General features: G+C 39.2%; 16 protein-coding genes and 3 pseudogenes. All 19 read left to right on the top strand.

What is annotated here, in order from left to right; all coding sequences use genetic code 11:
* The first annotated feature begins 186 nt into the window (after positions 1–186).
* The 19 genes and pseudogenes from NF418_RS03955 to NF418_RS03865 all read left to right on the top strand — a co-directional run bounded on the left by NF418_RS03955 (position 187) and on the right by NF418_RS03865 (position 22,044).
* Positions 187–5,082: an SspB-related isopeptide-forming adhesin gene (locus NF418_RS03955; RefSeq protein WP_256778526.1), complete on the top strand. Its 4,896-nt coding sequence runs from the start codon at positions 187–189 to the stop codon at positions 5,080–5,082.
* The gene (locus tag NF418_RS03950) at positions 5,083–5,274 is read left to right on the top strand and encodes a calcium-binding protein (protein ID WP_256778525.1); all 192 of its coding nucleotides are present in this window, start codon (positions 5,083–5,085) and stop codon (positions 5,272–5,274) included.
* Positions 5,258–5,809: a hypothetical protein gene (locus NF418_RS03945; RefSeq protein ID WP_256778524.1), complete on the top strand. Its 552-nt coding sequence runs from the start codon at positions 5,258–5,260 to the stop codon at positions 5,807–5,809. The genes NF418_RS03950 and NF418_RS03945 overlap by 17 nt, the downstream gene beginning before the upstream one ends.
* Before the next feature lie 48 nt (positions 5,810–5,857).
* Positions 5,858–11,308, top strand: a pseudogene (locus NF418_RS03940) (DEAD/DEAH box helicase family protein); the annotation flags it as partial.
* A gap of 509 nt (positions 11,309–11,817) precedes the next feature.
* Positions 11,818–13,596: a reverse transcriptase/maturase family protein gene (locus NF418_RS03935; RefSeq protein WP_256778522.1), complete on the top strand. Its 1,779-nt coding sequence runs from the start codon at positions 11,818–11,820 to the stop codon at positions 13,594–13,596.
* A gap of 92 nt (positions 13,597–13,688) precedes the next feature.
* Positions 13,689–15,077, top strand: a pseudogene (locus NF418_RS03930) (helicase-related protein); the annotation flags it as partial.
* A 70-nt stretch (positions 15,078–15,147) separates the two neighbouring features.
* Positions 15,148–15,447 carry a DUF5962 family protein gene (locus NF418_RS03925; RefSeq protein ID WP_256778521.1) on the top strand — a complete coding sequence of 100 codons (300 nt, stop codon included), beginning with the start codon at positions 15,148–15,150 and terminating at the stop codon, positions 15,445–15,447.
* Positions 15,448–15,460: 13 nt separating this feature from the next.
* Positions 15,461–15,751, top strand: a complete 291-nt coding sequence (locus tag NF418_RS03920) for a DUF5966 family protein (protein ID WP_256778520.1) — start codon at positions 15,461–15,463, stop codon at positions 15,749–15,751.
* A gap of 95 nt (positions 15,752–15,846) precedes the next feature.
* Positions 15,847–16,530, top strand: a complete 684-nt coding sequence (locus NF418_RS03915; protein WP_373325944.1) for a peptidylprolyl isomerase — start codon at positions 15,847–15,849, stop codon at positions 16,528–16,530.
* Positions 16,517–17,593, top strand: a complete 1,077-nt coding sequence (locus NF418_RS03910; RefSeq protein WP_256778519.1) for a DUF3991 domain-containing protein — start codon at positions 16,517–16,519, stop codon at positions 17,591–17,593. The genes NF418_RS03915 and NF418_RS03910 overlap by 14 nt, the downstream gene beginning before the upstream one ends.
* A 53-nt stretch (positions 17,594–17,646) precedes the next feature.
* Positions 17,647–17,874 (top strand): DUF5965 family protein, encoded by a 228-nt coding sequence (locus tag NF418_RS03905; protein ID WP_000110921.1) that lies wholly within the window; start codon positions 17,647–17,649, stop codon positions 17,872–17,874.
* Positions 17,871–18,260, top strand: a complete 390-nt coding sequence (locus NF418_RS03900) for a DUF5945 family protein (protein WP_074390200.1) — start codon at positions 17,871–17,873, stop codon at positions 18,258–18,260. Before NF418_RS03905 ends, NF418_RS03900 begins: the two co-directional genes overlap by 4 nt.
* 15 nt (positions 18,261–18,275) lie before the next feature.
* Complete coding sequence (locus NF418_RS03895; protein WP_000667951.1) at positions 18,276–18,566, top strand: hypothetical protein; 291 nt, start codon at positions 18,276–18,278, stop codon at positions 18,564–18,566.
* 69 nt (positions 18,567–18,635) lie between these two features.
* Complete coding sequence (gene pezA, locus NF418_RS03890; RefSeq protein WP_000578719.1) at positions 18,636–19,112, top strand: type II toxin-antitoxin system antitoxin PezA; 477 nt, start codon at positions 18,636–18,638, stop codon at positions 19,110–19,112.
* Positions 19,112–19,879: a type II toxin-antitoxin system toxin PezT gene (pezT, locus tag NF418_RS03885; RefSeq protein ID WP_001235242.1), complete on the top strand. Its 768-nt coding sequence runs from the start codon at positions 19,112–19,114 to the stop codon at positions 19,877–19,879. The genes pezA and pezT overlap by 1 nt, the downstream gene beginning before the upstream one ends.
* A gap of 148 nt (positions 19,880–20,027) precedes the next feature.
* A complete protein-coding gene (locus NF418_RS03880; RefSeq protein WP_000635249.1) occupies positions 20,028–20,267 on the top strand; it encodes a peptide-binding protein in 240 nt (79 codons plus the stop codon).
* Between the two features lie 48 nt (positions 20,268–20,315).
* On the top strand, positions 20,316–20,399 hold the full coding sequence (locus tag NF418_RS03875) for a 23S rRNA methyltransferase attenuation leader peptide (RefSeq protein WP_001814874.1): 84 nt from the start codon (positions 20,316–20,318) through the stop codon (positions 20,397–20,399).
* Positions 20,400–20,523: 124 nt separating this feature from the next.
* Positions 20,524–20,601, top strand: a pseudogene (locus tag NF418_RS03870) (23S rRNA (adenine(2058)-N(6))-methyltransferase Erm(B)); the annotation flags it as partial.
* A gap of 387 nt (positions 20,602–20,988) precedes the next feature.
* A complete protein-coding gene (locus NF418_RS03865; protein WP_256778518.1) occupies positions 20,989–22,044 on the top strand; it encodes a hypothetical protein in 1,056 nt (351 codons plus the stop codon).
* Positions 22,045–22,152 lie beyond the last annotated feature (108 nt).

The following is a 22,152-nucleotide window of genomic DNA, read 5'->3' as shown; positions in this document are numbered from 1 at the left end:
AAAATCAAGCCTTCTTTTTTATGATGGTATTGAACTTGGGCTACGAGCTGTACAAAAAAGAGAGTTTCTCCTAGAACGGAAAGTTCTTCGTCAAAACTCCTATTTTTGTCGTGCTCGTTTAACGCCCTCGTATCTAATAAAGAGTGACAGTTTGTTGCTACATAAAAAAGAAAAGAAGGACTATTTATGACCAAAACATGTAATCATCACTTTCTTGTCAATCAGGAAAAAGGCGAGAAACACGTCTTTCGCAAGAGTAAAAAATATCGTACTTTATGTTCCGTTGCCCTTGGAACCATGGTGACGGCTGTTGTTGCTTGGGGAGGAACGGTTGCACATGCTGATGAAGTCTCATCATCAGTTGACACCACCATTCAACGAACGGAGAATCCAGCCACAAATTTACCAGAAGCACAGCCAAACCCTGTATCTGAACAAACTGAAAGTTTAGGGTCAACTGGACAATCTAACGGTGCAATTGCAGTCACCGTACCACATGAAACGGTAACACAAGCAGTTGAAGAGGCAAAGGCTGAAGGTGTTTCTACGGTTGAAGATAGTCCAATGGATTTGGGCAATACGACATCTGCGACTGAAACCAACCAACAAATTTCAAAAGCAGAAGCAGATGCCCAAAACCAGGTTGAGGCTATCAATGAAGTTACTGAAACCTACAAAGCTGACAAAGCGACATACGAATCGAATAAAGCCCGCATTGAACAGGAAAATAAGGAGCTGTCACAGGCCTACGAAGGGGCCAACCAAACTGGTAAAGAGACAAATGCTTGGGTTGATACTAAAGTCAATGACCTAAAAACTCGGTATGTAGATGCTGATGTGACAGTAAATGAACAAGTAGTTTCAGCAGGGAATGGGACATCTGTACTAGACTATACAAACTATGGCAAGGCTGTTGAAACCATTCAATCAACTAACGAACAAGCTGTAGCAGATTATCTAACAAAGAAAACAAAGGCAGATGATATTGTTGCGAAAAATCAGGCCATTCAAAAAGAAAATGAAGCTGGACTTGCTAAGGCAAAGGCAGATAATGAAGCCATTGAAAGGCGTAATCAGGCTGGTCAAGCAGCTGTTGATGCTGAAAACCGTACAGGTCAAGCCGCAGTAGATCAAGCAAATCAGGAGAAACAACAATTCGTTTCAGATCGTGCAGCCGAGATTGAAGCTATTACTAAACGAAATCAAGATAAAGAAGCCACAGCCAGAAAAGAGAATGAAGCGATTGATGCCTACAATGCCAAAGAATTGGAACGCTATCAACGTGACTTGGCCGAGATTTCGAAAGGTGAAGAAGGTTATATTTCTGAAGCCCTTGCTCAAGCCCTCAATCTCAATAACGGTGAACCCCAAGCACAACATGGGGCCATTACCCGAAATCCTGATCAGATTATTTCAACTGGCGATGCTATGCTGGGTGGCTACTCAAGAATTTTGGATTCAACAGGATTCTTTGTCTATGACAGCTTCAAAACAGGTGAGACTCTTAGTTTTAACTATCAAAATCTTCAAAATGCACGATTTGACGGTAAAAAGATTAATCGAGTGACTTACGATATTACCAACCTTGTATCACCAGCTGGAACCGATGCCGTGAAATTGGTTGTGCCAAATGATCCTACCGAAGGCTTCATTGCCTATCGAAATGACGGAAACGGTGATTGGCGAACAGACAAGATGGAGTTTCGTGTAGTTGCCAAGTATTTCTTGGAAGACGGTTCACAAGTTACCTTCTCCAAAGAAAAGCCTGGAGTCTTCACACATTCTTCCCTCAATCATAATGACATTGGTCTAGAATATGTCAAGGATTCATCTGGGAAATTTGTGCCGATTAATGGCTCAACCGTTCAAGTGACTAATGAAGGTCTAGCACGTTCTTTGGGTTCCAACCGTGCAAGTGATTTGAATTTACCTGAGGAATGGGATACCACATCAAGTCGTTATGCTTATAAAGGAGCTATTGTCTCAACGGTCACATCAGGCAATACCTATACAGTCACCTTTGGGCAAGGCGATATGCCACAGAATGTTGGCTTGTCTTACTGGTTCGCCTTAAATACCCTACCAGTTGCACGTACAGTAACACCATATAGTCCCAAACATCATGTAACGGTGGAACTTGAACCCATTCCAGAACCTATTACGGTAACACCAGATATCTATACACCAAAAACATTTACACCAGAAAAGCCTGTAACTTTCACACTAAAGCCTTTGGAAGAAGTAGTGCAGCCTAGTCTGTCCTTGACCAAAGTAACCTTACCTGTCAAACCTATTCCAAAAGAACTTCCAACGCCACCACAAGTACCAACTGTCCATTATCATGCGTACCGTTTGACGACAACTCCAGAGATTATGAAAGAAGTGGTCAATAGTGACCAAGCTAATCTTCATGAGAAAACTGTCGCAAAAGATTCAACGGTGATTTATCCCTTAACAGTTGATGCCTTATCGCCCAATCGTGCCCAAACGACTAGTCTCATTTTTGAGGACTACTTGCCTGCTGGTTACCTCTTTGATAAGGAAACAACACAAAAAGAGAATGGAAACTATGTCCTTAGCTTTGATGAGACTAAGAATTTTGTGACCTTGACCGCAAAGGAAAACTTGTTGCAGGAGGTAAATAAAGATTTAACCAAGGTTTATCAACTGACCGCTCCAAAACTCTATGGTTCTGTTCAAAATGATGGGGCAACCTATTCCAATAGTTACAAACTCCTTTTGAACAAGGGTACAACCAATGCTTACACAGTCACTTCAAATGTTGTAACGGTTCGTACACCAGGTGATGGGGAGACAACCACACTCATTACACCAGATAAAAACAATGAAAATGCGGATGGTGTCCTCGTTAATGACATGGTCGTAGTCCTTGGCACAACCAACCACTACCGATTGATTTGGGATTTGGACCAGTATAAGGGAGATCGTTCTGCTAAAGAGACAATTGCACGAGGCTTCTTCTTTGTGGACGATTACCCAGAGGAAGTGCTCGATGTGGTGGAAAATGGCACGGCTATAACAACCCTTGATGGTCAGAAGGTATCAGGAATAACGGTTAAAAACTATGCTTCACTAAATGAAGCCCCTAAAGACCTTCAAGATAAATTAGCTCGTGCTAAGATTACACCGACAGGTGCCTTTCAAGTCTTTTTGCCGGATGACAACCAAGCCTTTTATGACCAGTATGTTCAAACAGGAACTTCTTTAGCTCTTTTGACCAAAATGACGGTGAAAGATAGTCTCTATGGTCAAACTAAGACCTATACAAACAAGGCTTATCAAGTTGATTTTGGAAATGGCTATGAAACCAAGGAAGTGACCAACACCCTTGTTTCTCCAGAACCCAAGAAACAGAACCTCAATAAAGACAAAGTGGACATCAATGGGAAGCCCATGTTAGTGGGAAGTCAAAATCACTATACTCTCTCATGGGACTTGGACCAATACCGAGGGATTAAAGCAGACAACTCTCAGATTGCACAAGGTTTTTACTTTGTGGATGATTATCCAGAAGAAGCTTTATTGCCGGATGAAGCAGCTATTCAGTTTGTCACATCTGATGGCAAAACAGTTTCAGGAATCACGGTGAAGTCTTATTCTCAATTAACTGAAGCTCCTAAAACGCTACAAGCAGCCCTTTCGAAACAAAAAATTCAGCCTCAAGGAGCTTTTCAAGTTTTCATGCCTGAGGACCCACAAGTCTTTTTTGAATCTTATGTGACCAAGGGGGAGAATATTACCATTGTCACTCCGATGATGGTTTTGGAAACCATGCTTAATTCAGGGAAGTCTTATGAAAACGTGGCTTATCAGGTGGACTTTGGGCAAGCCTATGAAACCAACACGGTGACCAATTTTGTCCCTAAAGTAACTCCACATAAGTCTAATACCAATCAAGAAGGTATTTCAATTGATGGAAAGACTGTTCTTCCGAATACGGTCAATTATTACAAAATTGTCTTGGATTACAGTCAATACAAGGACATGGTCGTGACGGATGATGTTCTTGCCAAGGGATTTTACATGGTAGACGATTACCCAGAAGAAGCCCTTACCCTAAATCCTGATGGCATTCAAGTTTTGGATAAGGATGGCAATCGTGTATCTGGTATCTCTGTCAGCACCTACGCTAGTTTGTCAGAAGCTCCGAAAGTTGTTCAAGATGCCATGGCTAAACGTCAGTTTACACCTAAAGGAGCCATTCAAGTTCTTAGTAGCGATGATCCAAAAGCCTATTATGATACCTATGTGAAGACTGGTCAAACCTTAGTTGTCACGCTTCCGATGACGGTAAAAAATGAGTTGACCAAAACAGGTGGTCAGTATGAAAATACAGCCTATCAGATTGATTTTGGCTTGGCCTATGTCACGGAAACAGTGGTCAATAATGTTCCCAAACTAGACCCACAAAAAGATGTGGTGATTGACTTGTCTCATAAGGATGAGAGCCTTGACGGGAAAGAAGTGGCCTTGCATCAAACCTTTAACTATCGCTTGGTTGGAGCATTGATTCCAAGCAATCGTGCGACTGATTTATTTGAATATGGTTTTGAAGATAACTATGATGAAAAGCATGATGAGTATAATGGTGTTTATCGCAACTATCTGATGACGGATGTCATCCTCAAAGATGGTTCTGTCTTAAAAGAGGGGACAGAAGTCACGAAATATACCTTGCAACAGGTGGATACAGAAAATGGCCTCGTGTCAATTTCATTTGATAAATCCTTCTTAGAGACTATCTCTGATGATTCAGCCTTTCAGGCAGATGTTTACCTTCAAATGAAACGGATTGCGACTGGTCAGGTGGAGAATACCTACCTTCATACAGTGAATGGCTATGTCATCAGCTCAAATACAGTTGTAACACATACACCTCAACCTGAAGAACCAAGTCCAAATCAACCCACACCACCTCAACCACCAATTGAGACTATTGAACCGCCTGTTCCAGCAAGCATTTTGCCAAATACAGGGGAACAGGAATCCCTTTTGGGCTTGATTGGAGCTGGTATTCTACTTGGTACGGCTTATGGACTGAAGAAAAAGGAGGAGAAGTAGATGAATCCAAAAACTATTTATGAAAAGGATTCAGACCAAGATAGTTTGACAGATGCTCAGGAACTGGCTTTCGGAACCAATCCGCAGTCTGTTGACACAGATGGTGATGGTCAAGCTGATTTAGAAGAGCTACAATCTGGACATTCACCACTAGTCCCACAAAAGGAGTTGTGTGATGGCTTGGAACTTTGACACCATGAAAGAGGCTTTGTCTGAAATGGAGAAGGTCGATTACCAAGAGTTTATCAAAGCCTTTCTCTCTTTGGAATTAAGTATTTCTAATAGAACAATCCTCAATCAGGTTTATCAAGATTATATGGATGAGGATGACCTATCCTTGATTAGTGATGAGCTACGAGTTAAAGTTGATAGTTATCAGGATGAAGTACAGGCAGATATGACTGACATTCTGGAAAAGTTGTACCGAACAGGTGAAGGCTCTAGTTTTATTATGGATTTAATGTCCTCAAATAGTCTCTCAGACACCTTGGAACAGTATGAGGTTTTGGATAGTGACGATTATTCACCACTTAGCCTTGAAACCTTACAGGCCATAATTCAACAGGAATTGGCTATTTCCAGTCAGGATTATTTTGGAGATTTGGTTCACCTTGCCTTGCAAAAAGATTTACTAGACCAGAAAAGTCATTTCTTACAACACTATGTGGCAACTGTAATGGAAGGTATTCTACAAGAAAGTGACCAACGAGCCTTGGTCCTAGATTAACGCAAAGGGCTGAGAAAAACTCTCAGCCCTTTTAAAATGGGAGGGAAAATGAATCAAGAAGTCTTACTACAAATGATGAGAGCCACCATTCCTCGTGATAGAGCCCTGCTTGAGGCATTTTTATATTACCAAGCAGAGCATTTTGATGAGGAGTGGGATAGTCTTATTCGTCAGTTTTTAACCAATAAGCAAGAAATTAATAAATCTGTTCAGGTACTTCACTTTGAGACAGATGTTTCAGCTTTTGTTCAGGCTAGTCCTTATGATACCGCTCATGATCTATTGACCTATACACAAGTATTCGGCCAAAATGGTCTCCAAAAACTTGACAAATTATCGCCGTCTGAAAAAAACTTGGTGATTGAAGTGGCCTTGTTCAATCTGGCCACTCGTTTTCAACTATTAGACTCAAATGGACACTACCAAACTATTTCACCAGATTCTCTATTACAAAAGAGTAGGGGAGCTAATTTGGTCAATGTGTATCGTGTGGCTAATAATTTAGCGGATCGGATCAGCCGAGATATTGAACTGTTTCTCTTGACCTACGAGCCTGAGCTTGAAACAGGAGTTGATGAAACTGTTTTAGAAAATGAAGAAACTGTTGATGAGCACAAAACAAGTGTTCATCAAGCAATATCTTTTCGAGAAGAGGGCTCTCTGGTTATTGCTAGTTTGGATGTAGATTTGTCCCAACTGGATATCCGAACTGGAAAAACAAATCATCTACCAGCCTATGAAGAGTTATCTTTACGACGTAAATTTGAGATTCTAACATATTTTGACCATATTCGAAATGAACGTTCCAGAGTTCCAAGTTTTAGACGAGGTGATTTTGACACTGAGATGGAAATGACACCAGTCTTTGATGGCGAGGAGTTACTTACCTATCTAGAGGCTGATGGTAGTCCCTATGAGTTGAAAAGAACTTTGACTAGAGTCGAAGAAAAGGAATTAGAAAAAATTGGACAAGCCATTAGGATAGAAAATCAAGAAAAATTGACTCAAGTGGGGATTGAGCTATCTCAGTTTGACCCAGACCAAGTCGGTATTTTATTGGATGCGGCTGGTCGTTTTCGTTTAAAAAATGCGGACCTTGCTTTATTAGGTGGTTATCCCAAAGCCTCGGTAACTCAACTAGCCCTTGCGACAGAACTACTCCAAATGGGACTAAGTCATGAAAAGGTTGAATTTTTCTTTGGTAGCCAGCTTTCCCTTGAAGAGCTGCGACAAGTTGCCTACGCCTTTTTACACCAAGAACTCAGCAGAGAAGACGCGGAGCAATTTGAAAAAGATAAAGGCAATCAGCCAGTTTTAACTTTCAGAGATTGGAAAAGGAAGCTGGAGAAAGCTGAGACGAAAGAAGTAGTTGATGAAGAATTCGCGGAAAATCCACTGGTTCAGAGAGTCTTGGACACTTATCCTCTGGGGTCATTGGTTTCCTATAAGGGACAGGACTTTGAGGTCATGTCGGTCAGCGATGCTCGATTGAATGGTTTGATTCGGATTGAGTTAGTCAATGATTTTTCGGATATCATTGAACAAAATCCAGTTCTTTATGTGAGGACCTGGGAAGAAGTCAGTCAGGCACTTCATCAGCTAAAGTCAGAACAACAAACAGAGTTAGCAGAAGCGAACCAAGAATTAAACCTATTCTCATATCTGGAAGAGGAGCCAGTTCAGAGTATTGGACTATTGGAACCAGACGGTTCAGAAAATGGTCATAACGATACTGATCTTGAAGAAACAGATAATCAAATTCCTGAAGAGGAAGTCGTCGAAACAATTCCAGAGATTCCAGTAACGGACTTTTATTTTCCAGAAGATTTGACAGACTTTTATCCTAAGACTGCTAGAGATAAGGTTGAGATAAACATTGCGGCCATTCGTTTGGTTAAAACACTTGAAACGGGACACCGTCAGGCAAGTAAAAATGAACAAGAACTCCTTGCCAAGTATGTAGGCTGGGGTGGACTAGCCAATGAATTTTTTGATGACTATAATCCAAAATTTTCTAAGGAACGAGAAGAACTGAAAAGCCTAGTCACAGATAAAGAGTATTCGGATATGAAACAGTCCTCTCTGACAGCCTATTACACAGACCCAGCCCTGATTCGTCAGATGTGGGATAAGTTGGAAAGAGATGGCTTTACAGGTGGCAAAATCCTAGATCCTTCCATGGGAACAGGTAATTTTTTTGCAGCAATGCCCAAACACTTAAGAGAAAAGAGTGAGTTATATGGTGTGGAATTAGATACTATTACAGGAGCTATTGCCAAACACCTTCATCCCAATAGTCATATTGAAATTAAAGGCTTTGAGACGGTGGAGTTTAATGACAATAGTTTTGATTTAGTGATTTCAAATGTTCCCTTTGCCAATATACGAATTGCGGATAACAGGTACGATAGGCCTTACATGATTCATGACTACTTTGTCAAAAAGTCACTTGATTTGGTCCATGATGGTGGACAAGTAGCGATTATCTCTTCCACAGGAACCATGGATAAGCGAACAGAAAACATCTTACAAGATATACGTGAGACAACTGAATTTCTTGGTGGGGTTCGACTGCCTGATTCTGCCTTTAAGGCCATTGCGGGAACGAGTGTCACAACGGATATGTTATTCTTCCAGAAACACCTGAACAAGGAATATGTGGCAGACGACTTAGCCTTTTCAGGTTCCATTCGTTATGAAAAGGATAGTCGCATTTGGCTCAATCCTTACTTTGATGGAGAATACAATAGCCAGGTGCTAGGAACCTACGAGGTCAGAAATTTTAACGGAGGAACACTTTCTGTTAAGGGGACTAGTGATGACTTGATTGCAAGTGTTGAAGCAGCTCTACATCAAGTAAAAGCCCCAAGAGAGATTGATAGAAATGAGGTCATCATTAATCCAGATGTGTTGATCAAACAAGTCATTGATACCTCCATTCCAGCTGAAATGAGGGAGAATCTGGGTCAGTACAGTTTTGGTTACCAGGGTTCTACAGTTTACTATCGAGATAATAAAGGCATTCGAGTCGGAACCAAGACGGAAGAAATCAGTTACTATATCGATGAAGAGGGCAACTTCAAAGCATGGGACACCAAACATTCTCAAAAGCAGATTGATCGCTTTAATGCCTTAGAAGTGACTGATAACACTGCTCTGGATGTCTATGTGACCGATGATGCAGCAAAACGTGGTCAGTTTAAGGGATATTATAAAAAGACAGTTTTCTATGAAGCTCCATTGTCTGATAAAGAAGTGGCACGTATCAAAGGAATGGTCGATATTCGCAATGCCTACCAAGAAGTTATTGCCATTCAACGCTATTATGACTACGATAAGAAGACTTTTAACCACTTGTTAGGCAAACTCAATCGTACCTATGATAGCTTTGTCAAACGCTATGGGTATTTGAACAGTGCAGTGAACCGCAATCTTTTTGATAGTGATGATAAGTATTCGCTCCTTGCTAGTTTGGAAGATGAACGTCTGGATCCAAGTGGAAAGTCTGTTATCTATACTAAATCCCTTGCCTTTGAGAAGGCTCTAGTGCGTCCCGAAAAAGAGGTTAAAAAGGTACATACTGCCCTTGATGCCTTAAATTCCAGCTTGGCTGACGGACGAGGTGTTGATTTTGCTTATATGATGTCTATCTATCAGGTTGAATCGAAGATGACTTTGATTGAGGAATTAGGCGACCTCATTATGCCTGATTCTGAGAAGTATTTGAATGGAGAATTGACCTATGTTTCTCGCCAAGACTTTCTGTCAGGGGATGTCGTCACTAAGTTAGAAGTGGTAGATCTATTCGTCAAACAAGACAATCAGGACTTTAACTGGTCATATTATGCAGGACTTCTAGAAGCTATCAAACCAGCCCGTATTACTTTAGCAGACATTGATTATCGAATCGGTTCACGCTGGATTCCTCTGGCTGTTTTTGGAAAATTTGCCCAAGAAACCTTTATGGGGAAAGCCTATGAACTGTCAGACCAAGAAGTTGCGACAGTCCTAGAAGTCAGTCCCATTGACGGGGTTATCACTTACCAATCTAAGTTTGCCTACACCTATTCCAACGCAACAGATAGGAGTTTAGGTGTCCCTGCTTCACGCTATGATAGTGGTCGAAAAATCTTTGAAAATCTCCTGAATTCCAATCAACCAACTATCACAAAACAAATTGTTGAAGGGGATAAGAAAAAGAATGTGACGGATGTAGAGAAAACAACGGTCCTACGTGCCAAGGAAACACACCTACAGGAACTCTTTCAAGATTTTGTAGCAAGGTATCCAGAAGTCCAACAGATGATTGAAGACACCTATAATAGGCTCTACAATCGTACGGTATCAAAGTCCTATGATGGTAGCCATTTAACCATTGATGGACTTGCTCAGAATATTTCCTTACGTCCTCACCAAAAGAATGCCATTCAACGGATTGTGGTGGAAAAACGTGCCCTACTAGCCCACGAGGTAGGGTCTGGAAAAACCTTGACCATGCTTGGAGCTGGTTTCAAGTTGAAAGAATTAGGGATGGTGCATAAACCTCTCTATGTGGTTCCTTCTAGTTTGACTGCTCAGTTTGGTCAAGAAATCATGAAATTTTTCCCAACCAAAAAAGTCTATGTGACCACTAAGAAAGACTTTGCCAAAGCCAAACGCAAACAGTTTGTATCCCGTATTATTACAGGGGACTATGATGCCATTGTCATTGGGGATTCCCAGTTTGAGAAAATACCGATGAGTCGTGAAAAACAGGTCACCTATATCAATGACAAACTCGAGCAACTCCGAGAAATCAAGCTGGGAAGTGACAGTGATTATACGGTGAAAGAAGCGGAACGTTCGATTAAGGGATTAGAACACCAGTTGGAAGAACTCCAAAAACTAGAGCGAGATACCTTTATCGAATTTGAAAACCTTGGCATTGATTTTCTTTTTGTGGATGAGGCTCATCACTTCAAGAATATCCGTCCAATCACTGGACTTGGGAATGTCGCGGGAATCACCAATACTACTTCAAAAAAGAACGTAGACATGGAGATGAAGGTGAGACAGGTTCAGGCAGAGCATGGAGATAGAAATGTCGTTTTTGCGACAGGAACACCAGTTTCTAACTCTATTAGTGAACTTTTCACCATGATGAATTACATTCAACCTGATGTTTTAGAGCGATACCAGGTATCCAATTTTGATTCATGGGTTGGGGCTTTTGGGAATATTGAAAACTCTATGGAACTAGCCCCGACAGGAGATAAGTACCAACCCAAGAAACGGTTCAAGAAATTTGTCAACCTTCCTGAACTCATGCGAATCTATAAGGAAACTGCCGATATTCAGACCTCAGATATGCTCGACTTACCTGTACCTGAAGCTAAGATTATTGCGGTGGAAAGCGAGTTAACGCAAGCTCAGAAATACTATTTAGAAGAGCTGGTAAAGCGTTCAGACGCTATCAAGTCAGGTAGTGTTGATCCAAGTAGAGATAACATGCTTAAAATAGTGCGCTGTTAAGCGTAAAAATGTATCTCCCTTACAGAGGGATATTATTGAAAGTAAATAATAGGAGCAACTAACTAACCTAGCGGGGAAACCCAAAGGGGACAATAGCATGTTAGTAAAGCGGATAAGGAGCGAGTTACAACGCTTTGATGTGCCGCAAGTTCCGTAACCTATGGTTAAGGCTAAACTGCTTGAACCTCAATTCTGACTAGGTGCAAAGCATCGCCCATCGGAAAGTAACTGAGACCGATGTTACTGTATATTCGTTGTTGTGATTTTGGACGAATAACTTTCTACAGTAAAAGAGCATACGATAAGTATGAATAAAGGAATGAGTGAGGAACCTAAGGGTTACTAGAACGTACATTTTTAACGAATAGCAGGATTGCCTAAGAGGGGAGACCCTTATGGTAACGGAGTCACCGTAGTAGTCCGAGCAAGGGAAATCCTTGTACATGGCGAAGGGTGACAGGTAATTTCGATTAGTTAGAAAGGATTAGGTGCGTGGGATGCGTACAGCCAAAACTATTTTAACGGTCATTCATGAACGTGGAAAACAAGATAAACCACTCGAAAGGGTTTATAAGTTACTATTTAATCGTGAACTCTATCTGATAGCCTATGCAAAGTTATACCCGAATAATGGAGCAATGACAAAGGGTGTTTCAGAGGAAACGATTGATGGAATGTCTATTCAAAAAATAGATATGATTATTGAACAATTAAGACGAGAAACCTATTATTGGAGACCAGCTAGGAGAGAGTACATTCCTAAAAAGAATGGAAAACACCGTCCTTTGGGAATACCAGTATGGAGTGATAAACTTCTTCAGGAAGTGATTCGCATGATATTAGAAGCCTATTATGAGCCACAATTTAGTGAACATTCTCATGGTTTTAGACCAAAAAGAGGGTGTCATACAGCTTTACAAGAAATTCAGACCTGGAAAGGGACACGTTGGTTCATAGAAGGAGATATCTCTAGTTATTTTGACACGATTGACCACGATGTATTAATCACTATGTTGTCTAGACAAATTCAGGATGGTCGGTTTATTAGGCTTATCAAAAATATGCTTGAGGCAGGATATCTTGATGATTGGAAGTTTCACAAGACTATTAGTGGAACACCGCAAGGTGGAGTTATTAGTCCTTTATTAGCTAATATCTATTTACATCAATTTGATAAGTGGGTCGGTGAAGAACTGATACCTCAATATACAAGAGGTAACAAGCAGAAAGCAAACTCAGCCTATAATCGTTTGAGTAGAAGAATTAAATGCTATCAGGATAAAGGAGATTATAAAAAAGCTCATCAGTTAATTGTTGAGAGAAGAAATCTCCCTTCAGTTGATACTTATGATACCAGCTATCGGAGATTAAGATATGTTCGGTATGCGGATGACTTTATTCTAGGCTTTACAGGTTCAAAAGCTGAGGCAAAGGCTATAAAGAAGCAAATTGGAGACTTTTTAAATACTAAGTTATCTTTGGAGCTTTCTCAAGAAAAGACTTTGATTACCCATGCGACTGGAGAATCAGCTAAATTTCTGGGATATAAGATAAAAGCACAACGTGTCAATGATTATATTGATAACAAAGGGAGACGGAGTGCCAATGGTGTTATCGCATTATTTGTACCTGCATCAGTTATTGAAAGCAAATGCCGCCAATACATGAAAAATGGTAAAGCTATTCATCGTAATAACTTATTGCATGATGATGACTTTAGTATCGTTCAAACTTACCAACAAGAATATAGAGGGTTGGTTCAATATTATATATTGGCACAAAATTTGTCATGGTTCTCAAAAGTCTATTGGTATATGGAAACATCACTCCTTAAAACATTAGCATTTAAACATAAGTCATCCATTAATAAAATGTTAGCTAAATATAAGACTACCACAACTAGCACGAATGGCCGAACTGTGCCGTGTTTACAGGTAGTTGTGCCTCGAGAAGATAAACCTCCTCTAGTTGCAACATGGGGTGGCATTTCACTTTCTTATAAAAAGAAAGCTGTAATAGAAGATGCTCCGTATCAAGTTTATGGTGGTCGAACAGAGCTTATCAAGCGATTACTCGCAAATAAGTGTGAGCTATGTGGAAGTGAGGAGAACATAGAGGTACATCATATCAGAAAATTAGCAGACTTGAACAAACACAATGGGAAATTAGTTCCAAAGTGGAAAGAAATCATGTCAGCAAGATGTCGAAAAACGCTAGTGACTTGTCGGGATTGTCACCATGCAATACATAATGGTTCAATAAATACACGTTTATGAAATGAAATTACTGGAGAGCCGGATGATGCGAAAGTATCATGTCCGGTTCGGTGGGGGGATAATGGAAAAGGGGTCGCAATGACTACCTCGCTAGTATCCTACCCTACACAGGTGAAGCCAGAAAACTAGCCATTGATATGCGGTTGATTGACCCTGCTTATACCTTAGCGGACAATCAGAAAATCCTTCAAGTAGTCGATAATGTCGAGCGGATTTACCGTGAAGGAGCTGAATACAAAGCCACTCAGATGATTTTCTCTGATATTGGAACTCCTAAAAGTAAGGAAGAAGGCTTTGATGTTTACAATGAACTCAAAGCTCTCATAGTTGATAGAGGGATACCAAAAGAAGAAATTGCCTTTGTCCATGATGCCAATACGGATGACAAGAAAAACTCTCTGTCACGCAAGGTCAATAGTGGAGAAGTACGGATTCTCATGGCTTCTACGGAAAAAGGGGGAACAGGATTAAACGTCCAGTCTCGCATGAAAGCTGTCCACCATTTAGACGTTCCCTGGAGGCCCTCAGACATTGTCCAGCGAAATGGACGACTAATTCGACAGGGAAACATGCACCAGGAGGTAGATATTTATCACTATATTACTAAAGGGAGCTTCGACAATTACCTCTGGCAGACGCAGGAGAATAAGCTCAAATACATTACGCAGATAATGACCTCAAAACATCCTGTGAGATCAGCTGAAGACATTGATGAACAAACCATGACTGCTTCTGACTTTAAAGCTCTAGCGACAGGTAACCCCTATCTCAAACTGAAAATGGAGTTGGAAAATGAACTGACAGTTTTAGAAAATCAAAAACGAGCTTTTAATCGCTCCAAAGATGAGTATCGCCATACCATTTCCTATAGCGAGAAGCACCTCCCTATTATGGAAAAACGGTTGAGTCAATATGATAAAGATATTGCCCAATCTTTGGCAACAAAGGCGCAAGATTTTGTCATGCGATTTGACAATCAAGCAATGGATAATCGTGCTGAAGCTGGGGACTATCTGCGAAAACTCATTACCTATAACCGCTCAGAAACTAAGGAAGTTCGGACTCTGGCCAACTTTAGAGGATTTGATTTGAAAATGACTACACGAGGTGCTAGTGAGCCCTTACCAGAAACCATTTCTTTAATGATTGTAGGTGATAACCAGTATACTGTCGCACTTGATTTGAAATCAGACGTGGGAACCATTCAACGGATTAGCAATGCCATTGACCATATTATAGATGACCAAGAAAAGACGCAAGAGCTGGTAAAGGATTTAAAGGATAAGCTACGAGTAGCCAAAGTAGAAGTTGAAAAAGTCTTTCCAAAGGAAGAGGACTATCAGCTTGTAAAGGCTAAGTATGATGTTTTGGCTCCCTTGGTTGAAAAAGAAGCAGAGATTGAAGTGATAGATGCAGCTTTGGCCAAGTTTAGTGAAGATACAACACTCCAAAAGAAGCAACAAATAGCACTTGAGATATAAGAAAAAAGGCTGACAAATAATTTTGAACGCGGTAAAATGAAGTCAAGAAATCACAAAAGGAGAATAGATCATGACCCAAACACTAGAAGAAATGCGTTATCAACTTGAAGATTGGTTGGCACAAGGCTTTACGAGTCCAGAAGATAGAGCAACCTACCAAACCTTAAAGGAACAGTATGAAGACGAAACTCTTGATTATAGCTTTTCAAGGCGTGAAATCACTGGACAGCTGGAACTTATCATCACAACTCGTGAGTATGATTTTCCAAACTTAGATGAGGTGACGAAGGCAGAATACCTTGATTTGGTTGCCCAACTTGATGAACTTGACCAGGAACAGGCTGACTATTATCGCAAGCAATTAACCTAGAAAGAGGTGCAAGATGTTGGAGCAAATTCTACAAAGCCTTTTGATTATCGTAGCAATAGGACTGATGTTGTTTGTCCTTTATCGGATTGTGAAAGTTTCAGGTGCTTTGTTTCTTATCGGACTCATCAGTGGATTAGTCTTTATCGAAATCTATGGAGTTTACCTCTTCTTTACTGAGAGATACCTTTATACAGAAGATTTAGCAACTAATGGAGTTTGGAGTTTTACAGGATTTTTTATTGCTTTGAATCTATTTCTCGTTTTAAGCTTTATTATAAAGTGGTGGAGAAATAGAATAGTTTAACACGGAGGATTACCGATTGGTAGTCCTTTTTCTTGTGATAAATTTTCCAAGATAATCTTGTTATGATTTGGCTATCACTAATAAAGGAGTAAGCCATGTTAAATAAAGTGAAAGCTCGATTTCTGATTGGAGTAGGAGGTTTAATCGCAGTCAGTTTTATGGTCATGATTGGCTATACGATTGGCTCACAATCCGTTTCAAAACAAACTGAGCACCAAATACGAGCAGAAGCCAATAAACTTGTGACAAAGGAAAAGCAGGAGGAAAGAGCGACAGTCCTATCAGATGAGCTTGTCAAAGAATTTCTCACACAATATTTCACCAAGGTCCAACTAGGAGAAAATAACACTCGTATCAAGCCCTACATGACGGACTCGGCATTTTCAGAAGAGGAAACAAATCAGAATAAAGCGATCAATCAAGTTTATAAAGATTATATGCTTGACTACCGATTTGAATCAGCCAGTATCTTTGTCAATACAGAAAGCAATGTTGCACTTGCGGAAGTTTCCTATCAAGTGACCTATGTTTCTGATTTGAGTGAGCAACAACAGCGAACCACTCAGACAGAAACCAAGACGGTTATGTTATCCTACTCCAAAGTTTCCGACAAGCTCCTGGTTAATCAGTTGACTATTTGGAATGGGAAACTGGAGGACATGAAAGAAGCAACAGATGGAGCCAATTCCAGCATACCAACGAACTACAACAAGCGAGAACAACTAGCAGGAGACAGTCTTCTGCTTTTTTTGATAGGGAGACAAGATGACACGAATTAAAATAGTAAAACAAAAGGCCATTTTAGATGTGGCTGAAAGTTTGGGTTATTCCTTCAGACGTTTATCAGGACACATTTATGAACACCCAGACCATGATTCCTTTCGGATTTTTGCCGATACCAATACTTTCAAATGGTTTTCAAGAGATATACAAGGGGATGTGATAGACTTTGTTCAATTAGTGGCAGGCGTTACTTTCAAAGAGGCTGTATCCTATCTTGAAACTGGGGATTTTGAACAAGCTAAGTTGATAGAAGAAACTTATCAACCATTTCAATATTATTTGAATGAAGAACCCTTTCAGCAAGCACGTACTTACTTGAAAGACATTCGGGGTCTAAGTGATCAGACTATTAATACCTTTGGCAGACAAGGATTGCTTGCTCAAGCTATTTATCATTCGGAGTCGGTTTTAGTGTTTAAAAGCTATGACCATAATGGTGTCTTACAGGCCGCAAGCCTTCAAGGTCTCGTCAAAAATGAAGAAAAATACAATCGAGGCTATCTCAAAAAAATCATGAAAGGCTCTCATGGCCATGTTGGTATTAGTTTCGATATTGGGAATCCCAAGCGACTCATTTTTTGTGAATCAGTTATCGATATGATGAGTTATTATCAACTTCACCAAAAGCAGCTATCAGATGTTCGCCTGGTGTCAATGGAAGGCCTAAAACTTTCTGTGATTGCTTATCAGACCTTGCGTCTAGCAGCAGAGGAACAGGGGAAATTGGCATTTCTAGATACAGTAAAACCAAGCAGACTTAGCCATTATCTTCAGGCAATACAAGATACGACAAACTTTTTCCAAACCCATTCAAACGCATTAACATTGGCTGTTGATAACGATGAGGCAGGAAGAGAATTTTGTCAGAAACTGATAGATAAAGGACTTCTAATCGCTCAAGATTTACCACTATTACAGGGACTTGAAGCAAAGTCAGATTGGAATGATATTGTGAAACGACAAAAGGAATTATCTTTAAGAGATCTTATCCAGTCAGCCCAAACAAAAGTCATTAGAGATCATCCTCCACCTAAACGAGAGCACACTTTTGAATTGTGATAACAAAATCAAGTCCGCTATCATAATCTAGAATGTGACAAGGAGGACACCCTATGAGTGTGATTGAACGTCTGGCTGAAAAAGTAGCTAGACAAGAAGAAAAGGTCTCACGTGAGACGGAGAAATTGGAACACTATCGTGACCAACTACAAACAGCTATGTACAGTACCTTTATCAAACGGCAACAATCAAGTCAGTTGTCATTTCATGAAGCACTAGAGCAAGCCTTTGGTAAAGAAACCACACTACACCCAGATTACAGAAATGAGGATATAGAATGAGTAAAACATGGAATTTTGATCAGCCACTAGATGATGTGAAACCAACATCATCCCATGAAGAACGAGCAAAAATTGCAGCACTCTTCCATAAACAGGAAGAAAAACCAATTGAAGAAGTAGACTATGTGGCTGCTTTTGAACAGCAACAAAAGGAGTCAGAATCTAAAGAGGTACAAACGCTCGCATCAACCGTTAAACAAAGTCAGCCGAAGAAGGTAAATATCACAAGTGACTATAAACAACACTTGGCTGATACCATTGCACAAAACAACAAGGATATATCCGCCTGTCAGAAGCAAATTGAAGAACTTCATCAATTGATTGATGAAAAGAAAATCCAAAATAAAAAGTTGCAGGCTATTTCAGTAGCCATTGATGACTTATAATTGAAGGAGAAGATAATGAAATTTTTTCAAAAGAAAAAACAGAACCAGGATCAATTTAAACGACTGATTCATCGACTATCAGAGATGTCAGATAGTGAACTAACCAAAGTAGAGCAACTCCTAGATGTGGTCTTTGATTCAAGTTTCAAGTCTAGTGAGAGAGTGGAAATATCTAGGGACATTATAACCGATGAGGAACAAATTCTTGATAAGTCAATCCAAGAAGCGAAAAATAAACTGAATACTGAGCAGTTGGAGAAGCGAATAGAGGAGTTTAAGCAATCGAAGAAACCTAAAAACGGATAATGCACCAAATATGGTGCGTTATCCGTTTTTTATGGTATAATGAAAGCAAATATGAGGAGGTCTTTATCTATGATCGGAGACAATATAAAATCACTACGCCGAACACACGATTTAACACAGCCAGAATTTGCGAAAATGGTTGGGATTTCACGCAATAGCCTGAGTCGCTACGAAAATGGTACCAGCACTGTTTCAACTGAACTCATCGACCGTATTTGTCAGAAATTTAACGTTTCTTATGTCGATATTGTAGGAGAGGACAAGATGTTAACACCTGTCGAAGATTACCATCTGACTTTAAAAGTAGAAGTGATAAAAGAACGTGGAGCAGCCATTTTATCAAAGCTTTATAGATACCAGGATAGTCAAGATATTGTTTTTGATGATGAATCTAATCCTTGGATTTTGATGAGTGATGACTTGGCCGAATTGATCAATACGAAAATTTACCTTGTCGCTACTTTCGATGAAATAGAGCGTTACAATGGCTATTTAGATGGTATAGAGCGGATGTTAGACATGGTGCATCATCGGGTGGTGGCTTAATGAGACTGGAAGAATTTAGTGAGGCTGAGTTTCAGAAGGCCTTGCAGCGAACCATTCGGGCCTTAACCCGAGGAAAGACGATTCCAGATCAACCGAAAGCTATCTTGCTTGGTGGACAAAGCGGAGCAGGTAAGACGACTATTCATCGTATCAAGCAAAAGGAATTTCAAGGTAATATCATTATTATCGATGGTGACAGCTACCGTTCTCAGCATCCCAATTACTTAGCCCTGCAAGAAAAGTATGGCAAGGATAGCGTGGACTATACCAAGGGATTTGCAGGAAAAATGGTAGAACAGTTGGTTGATGAACTCAGTACGCAAGGCTACCATTTGCTGATTGAGGGAACCTTGCGAACTACTCAAGTTCCTCGTCAGACTGCTCAATTATTATCTTCTAAAGGTTACCAAGTTTCCTTAGCAGTGATTGGTACCAAACCAGAGCTTTCTTATCTCAGCACCTTGATTCGTTACGAAGAGCTTTATGCCATCGATCCGACTCAGGCTAGAGCAACACCAAAAGAACACCACGATGGGATTGTTGAGAACTTGGTTGATAACTTGAGGGAGTTAGAAAGTGAAAATCTCTTTGACCAGATTCAAATTTATCAAAGAGATAGAACTTGTATCTATGATTCTGAAACTGCTGAAGGTTCCGCAGCAGAAGTGCTACAAGAATGCCTATTTGGAAAATGGAGCAAGGTAGAGGAGGAGATGGTGAAGGAGAGTGAACTCCTACTTAAGGAATTACTTGAGAAAAATAAATAATTGATTTTAAAGATAATATTTTTTTGGGGGTTAGAATTGCGAGGATTTAATAATAAGATATATTAATCACAAATCACTTATCACAAATCACAAGTGATTTGTGATTGTTGATGATAAAATAAGAATAAGAAGAAATAGAAAGAAGTGAGTGATTGTGGGAAATTTAGGCGCACAAAAAGAAAAACGAAATGATACACCAATCAGTGCAAAAAAAGATATAATGGGAGATAAGACGGTTCGTGTTCGTGCTGACTTGCACCATATCATAAAAATCGAAACAGCAAAGAATGGCGGAAACGTAAAAGAAGTTATGGAAATAAGACTTAGAAGCAAACTTAAGAGTGTGTTGATAGTGCATTATCTTAAAATTTTGTATAATAGGAATTGAAGTTAAATTAGATGCTAAAAATTTGTAATTAAGAAGGAGGGATTCGTCATGTTGGTATTCCAAATGCGTAATGTAGATAAAACATCTACTGTTTTGAAACAGACTAAAAACAGTGATTACGCAGATAAATAAATACGTTAGATTAATTCCTACCAGTGACTAATCTTATGACTTTTTAAACAGATAACTAAAATTACAAACAAATCGTTTAACTTCTGTATTTGTTTATAGATGTAATCACTTCAGGAGAGATTACATGAACAAAAATATAAAATATTCTCAAAACTTTTTAACGAGTGAAAAAGTACTCAACCAAATAATAAAACAATACAATTCTACTAAAGAATTTTTAAAAGAGCGTACAAGCGATTTACAAGCCTTCAAATCTCTATTTAAGGATCTGGTAGATACTATAAGCAATAAGATAGGCAGAAAAGACCTAGAAAACAATTTTAAGACAGAATACGACAAAGAAAACAGAAGAATAACAAGAGATAGGGGAATGAGTAGATAAGAATGGGAAAGAACACTATCCATAATCTAACCCCTTAAAAATGTCCAAATAACTATATTGATAATCTAAGTCCCCCTAGTAGTCTTTAGGGGTATTGTTTTAAAAGAGTTAAAATTATGATATACTAAAAGTGTCCAAATAACTATATTGATAATCTAAGTCCCCCTAGTAGTCTTTAGGGGTATTATTTTAAAAGGGGTGATTTATATGAGTAATAACATAAAGAATAAGAAGAAGAATTATAAGGAAGTAGAAGAGTTATTAAGTTTTCATTATGGAGAAGTAAAGGGAGAAGAATTTTATAGATATATATTTCCTAATAATCAAGATGAAGGAGAAATGCCAGGAGATTATTCTAAACCTAATGCTATTTATTTATATAAGGATCCTAAAGATGAAGGTACAGAAAGAAAGCTGAGAAGAAGAATAATGCTTAATGATACCTGGGAAGAAGATTATAAAGAGTTTATAGAGAATAATCCTATGACTTTATGTTCAGGTTTAGCTTATAGGGGTCGTGTTAATCGCTTAGAGTATGCTCAGCAGATGAATGCTTTGGTATTTGACCTGGACTCTGTAGGAAAAGATGAATTATTGACCTTATTCTCAAGAATAGGTAAAAAGCCAGGGCTTAGGACGCTTCCTCAGCCGACTTTTATTGTAATGAGTGGTACAGGTCTTCATATTTACTATGTATTTGAGAAACCGATTGATTTATATCCGAATATTAAGCTTCAGATGAAACAGTTAAAGTATGATTTAACCTTTAAAATGTGGGAGTATAAGGCAACTTCACAAGAAAAGCAGATACAGTATCAGTCAATTAATCAAGGTTTTAGAATGGTTGGCTCTAGAAATGATAAATATGATTTACCAGTAAAGTCTTTTAAAACTGGTGAAAGAGTTACTTTAGATTATATTAATTCCTATGCAGATGAAGAAAAAAATAGAGTAGATATAAAAAAGCGATTTAGACCAACTCAATATAGTTTAGAAGAAGCAGAAGAGAAGTTTCCAGAGTGGTATGAAAGAGTGATTGTTAAGGGAGATAAGAGAGCTAAAAGATGGGATATAAAGAGAGATCTTTATGATTGGTGGTTAAGGCAAAGTTATAAGGTTAAGGGTGGTCATAGATATTTTTATTTAATGTGTATAGACAAGTATAATCCAGAGCAATTTGAAATATTAGGTTCTGATAATTACGATGGTACTCCACCGACAAAAAAATATGGCAAGAAAAAAAGTGATATACTCCCCTTATAGTGGACAGTGAAAAAACAAAAATTTTCACTAGAAACTATGAGGGGAGTTTTATTATGTCCAAAAGAAGTCCAAAATCTGTATCTGAGAAACTAGAAATAGTTCTACTGC

Origin of the sequence: Streptococcus suis (assembly GCF_024509555.1) — a bacterium.
GTDB classification, from domain to species: domain Bacteria; phylum Bacillota; class Bacilli; order Lactobacillales; family Streptococcaceae; genus Streptococcus; species Streptococcus suis_AD.
This window is presented reverse-complemented; position numbering and strand designations above follow the sequence as displayed.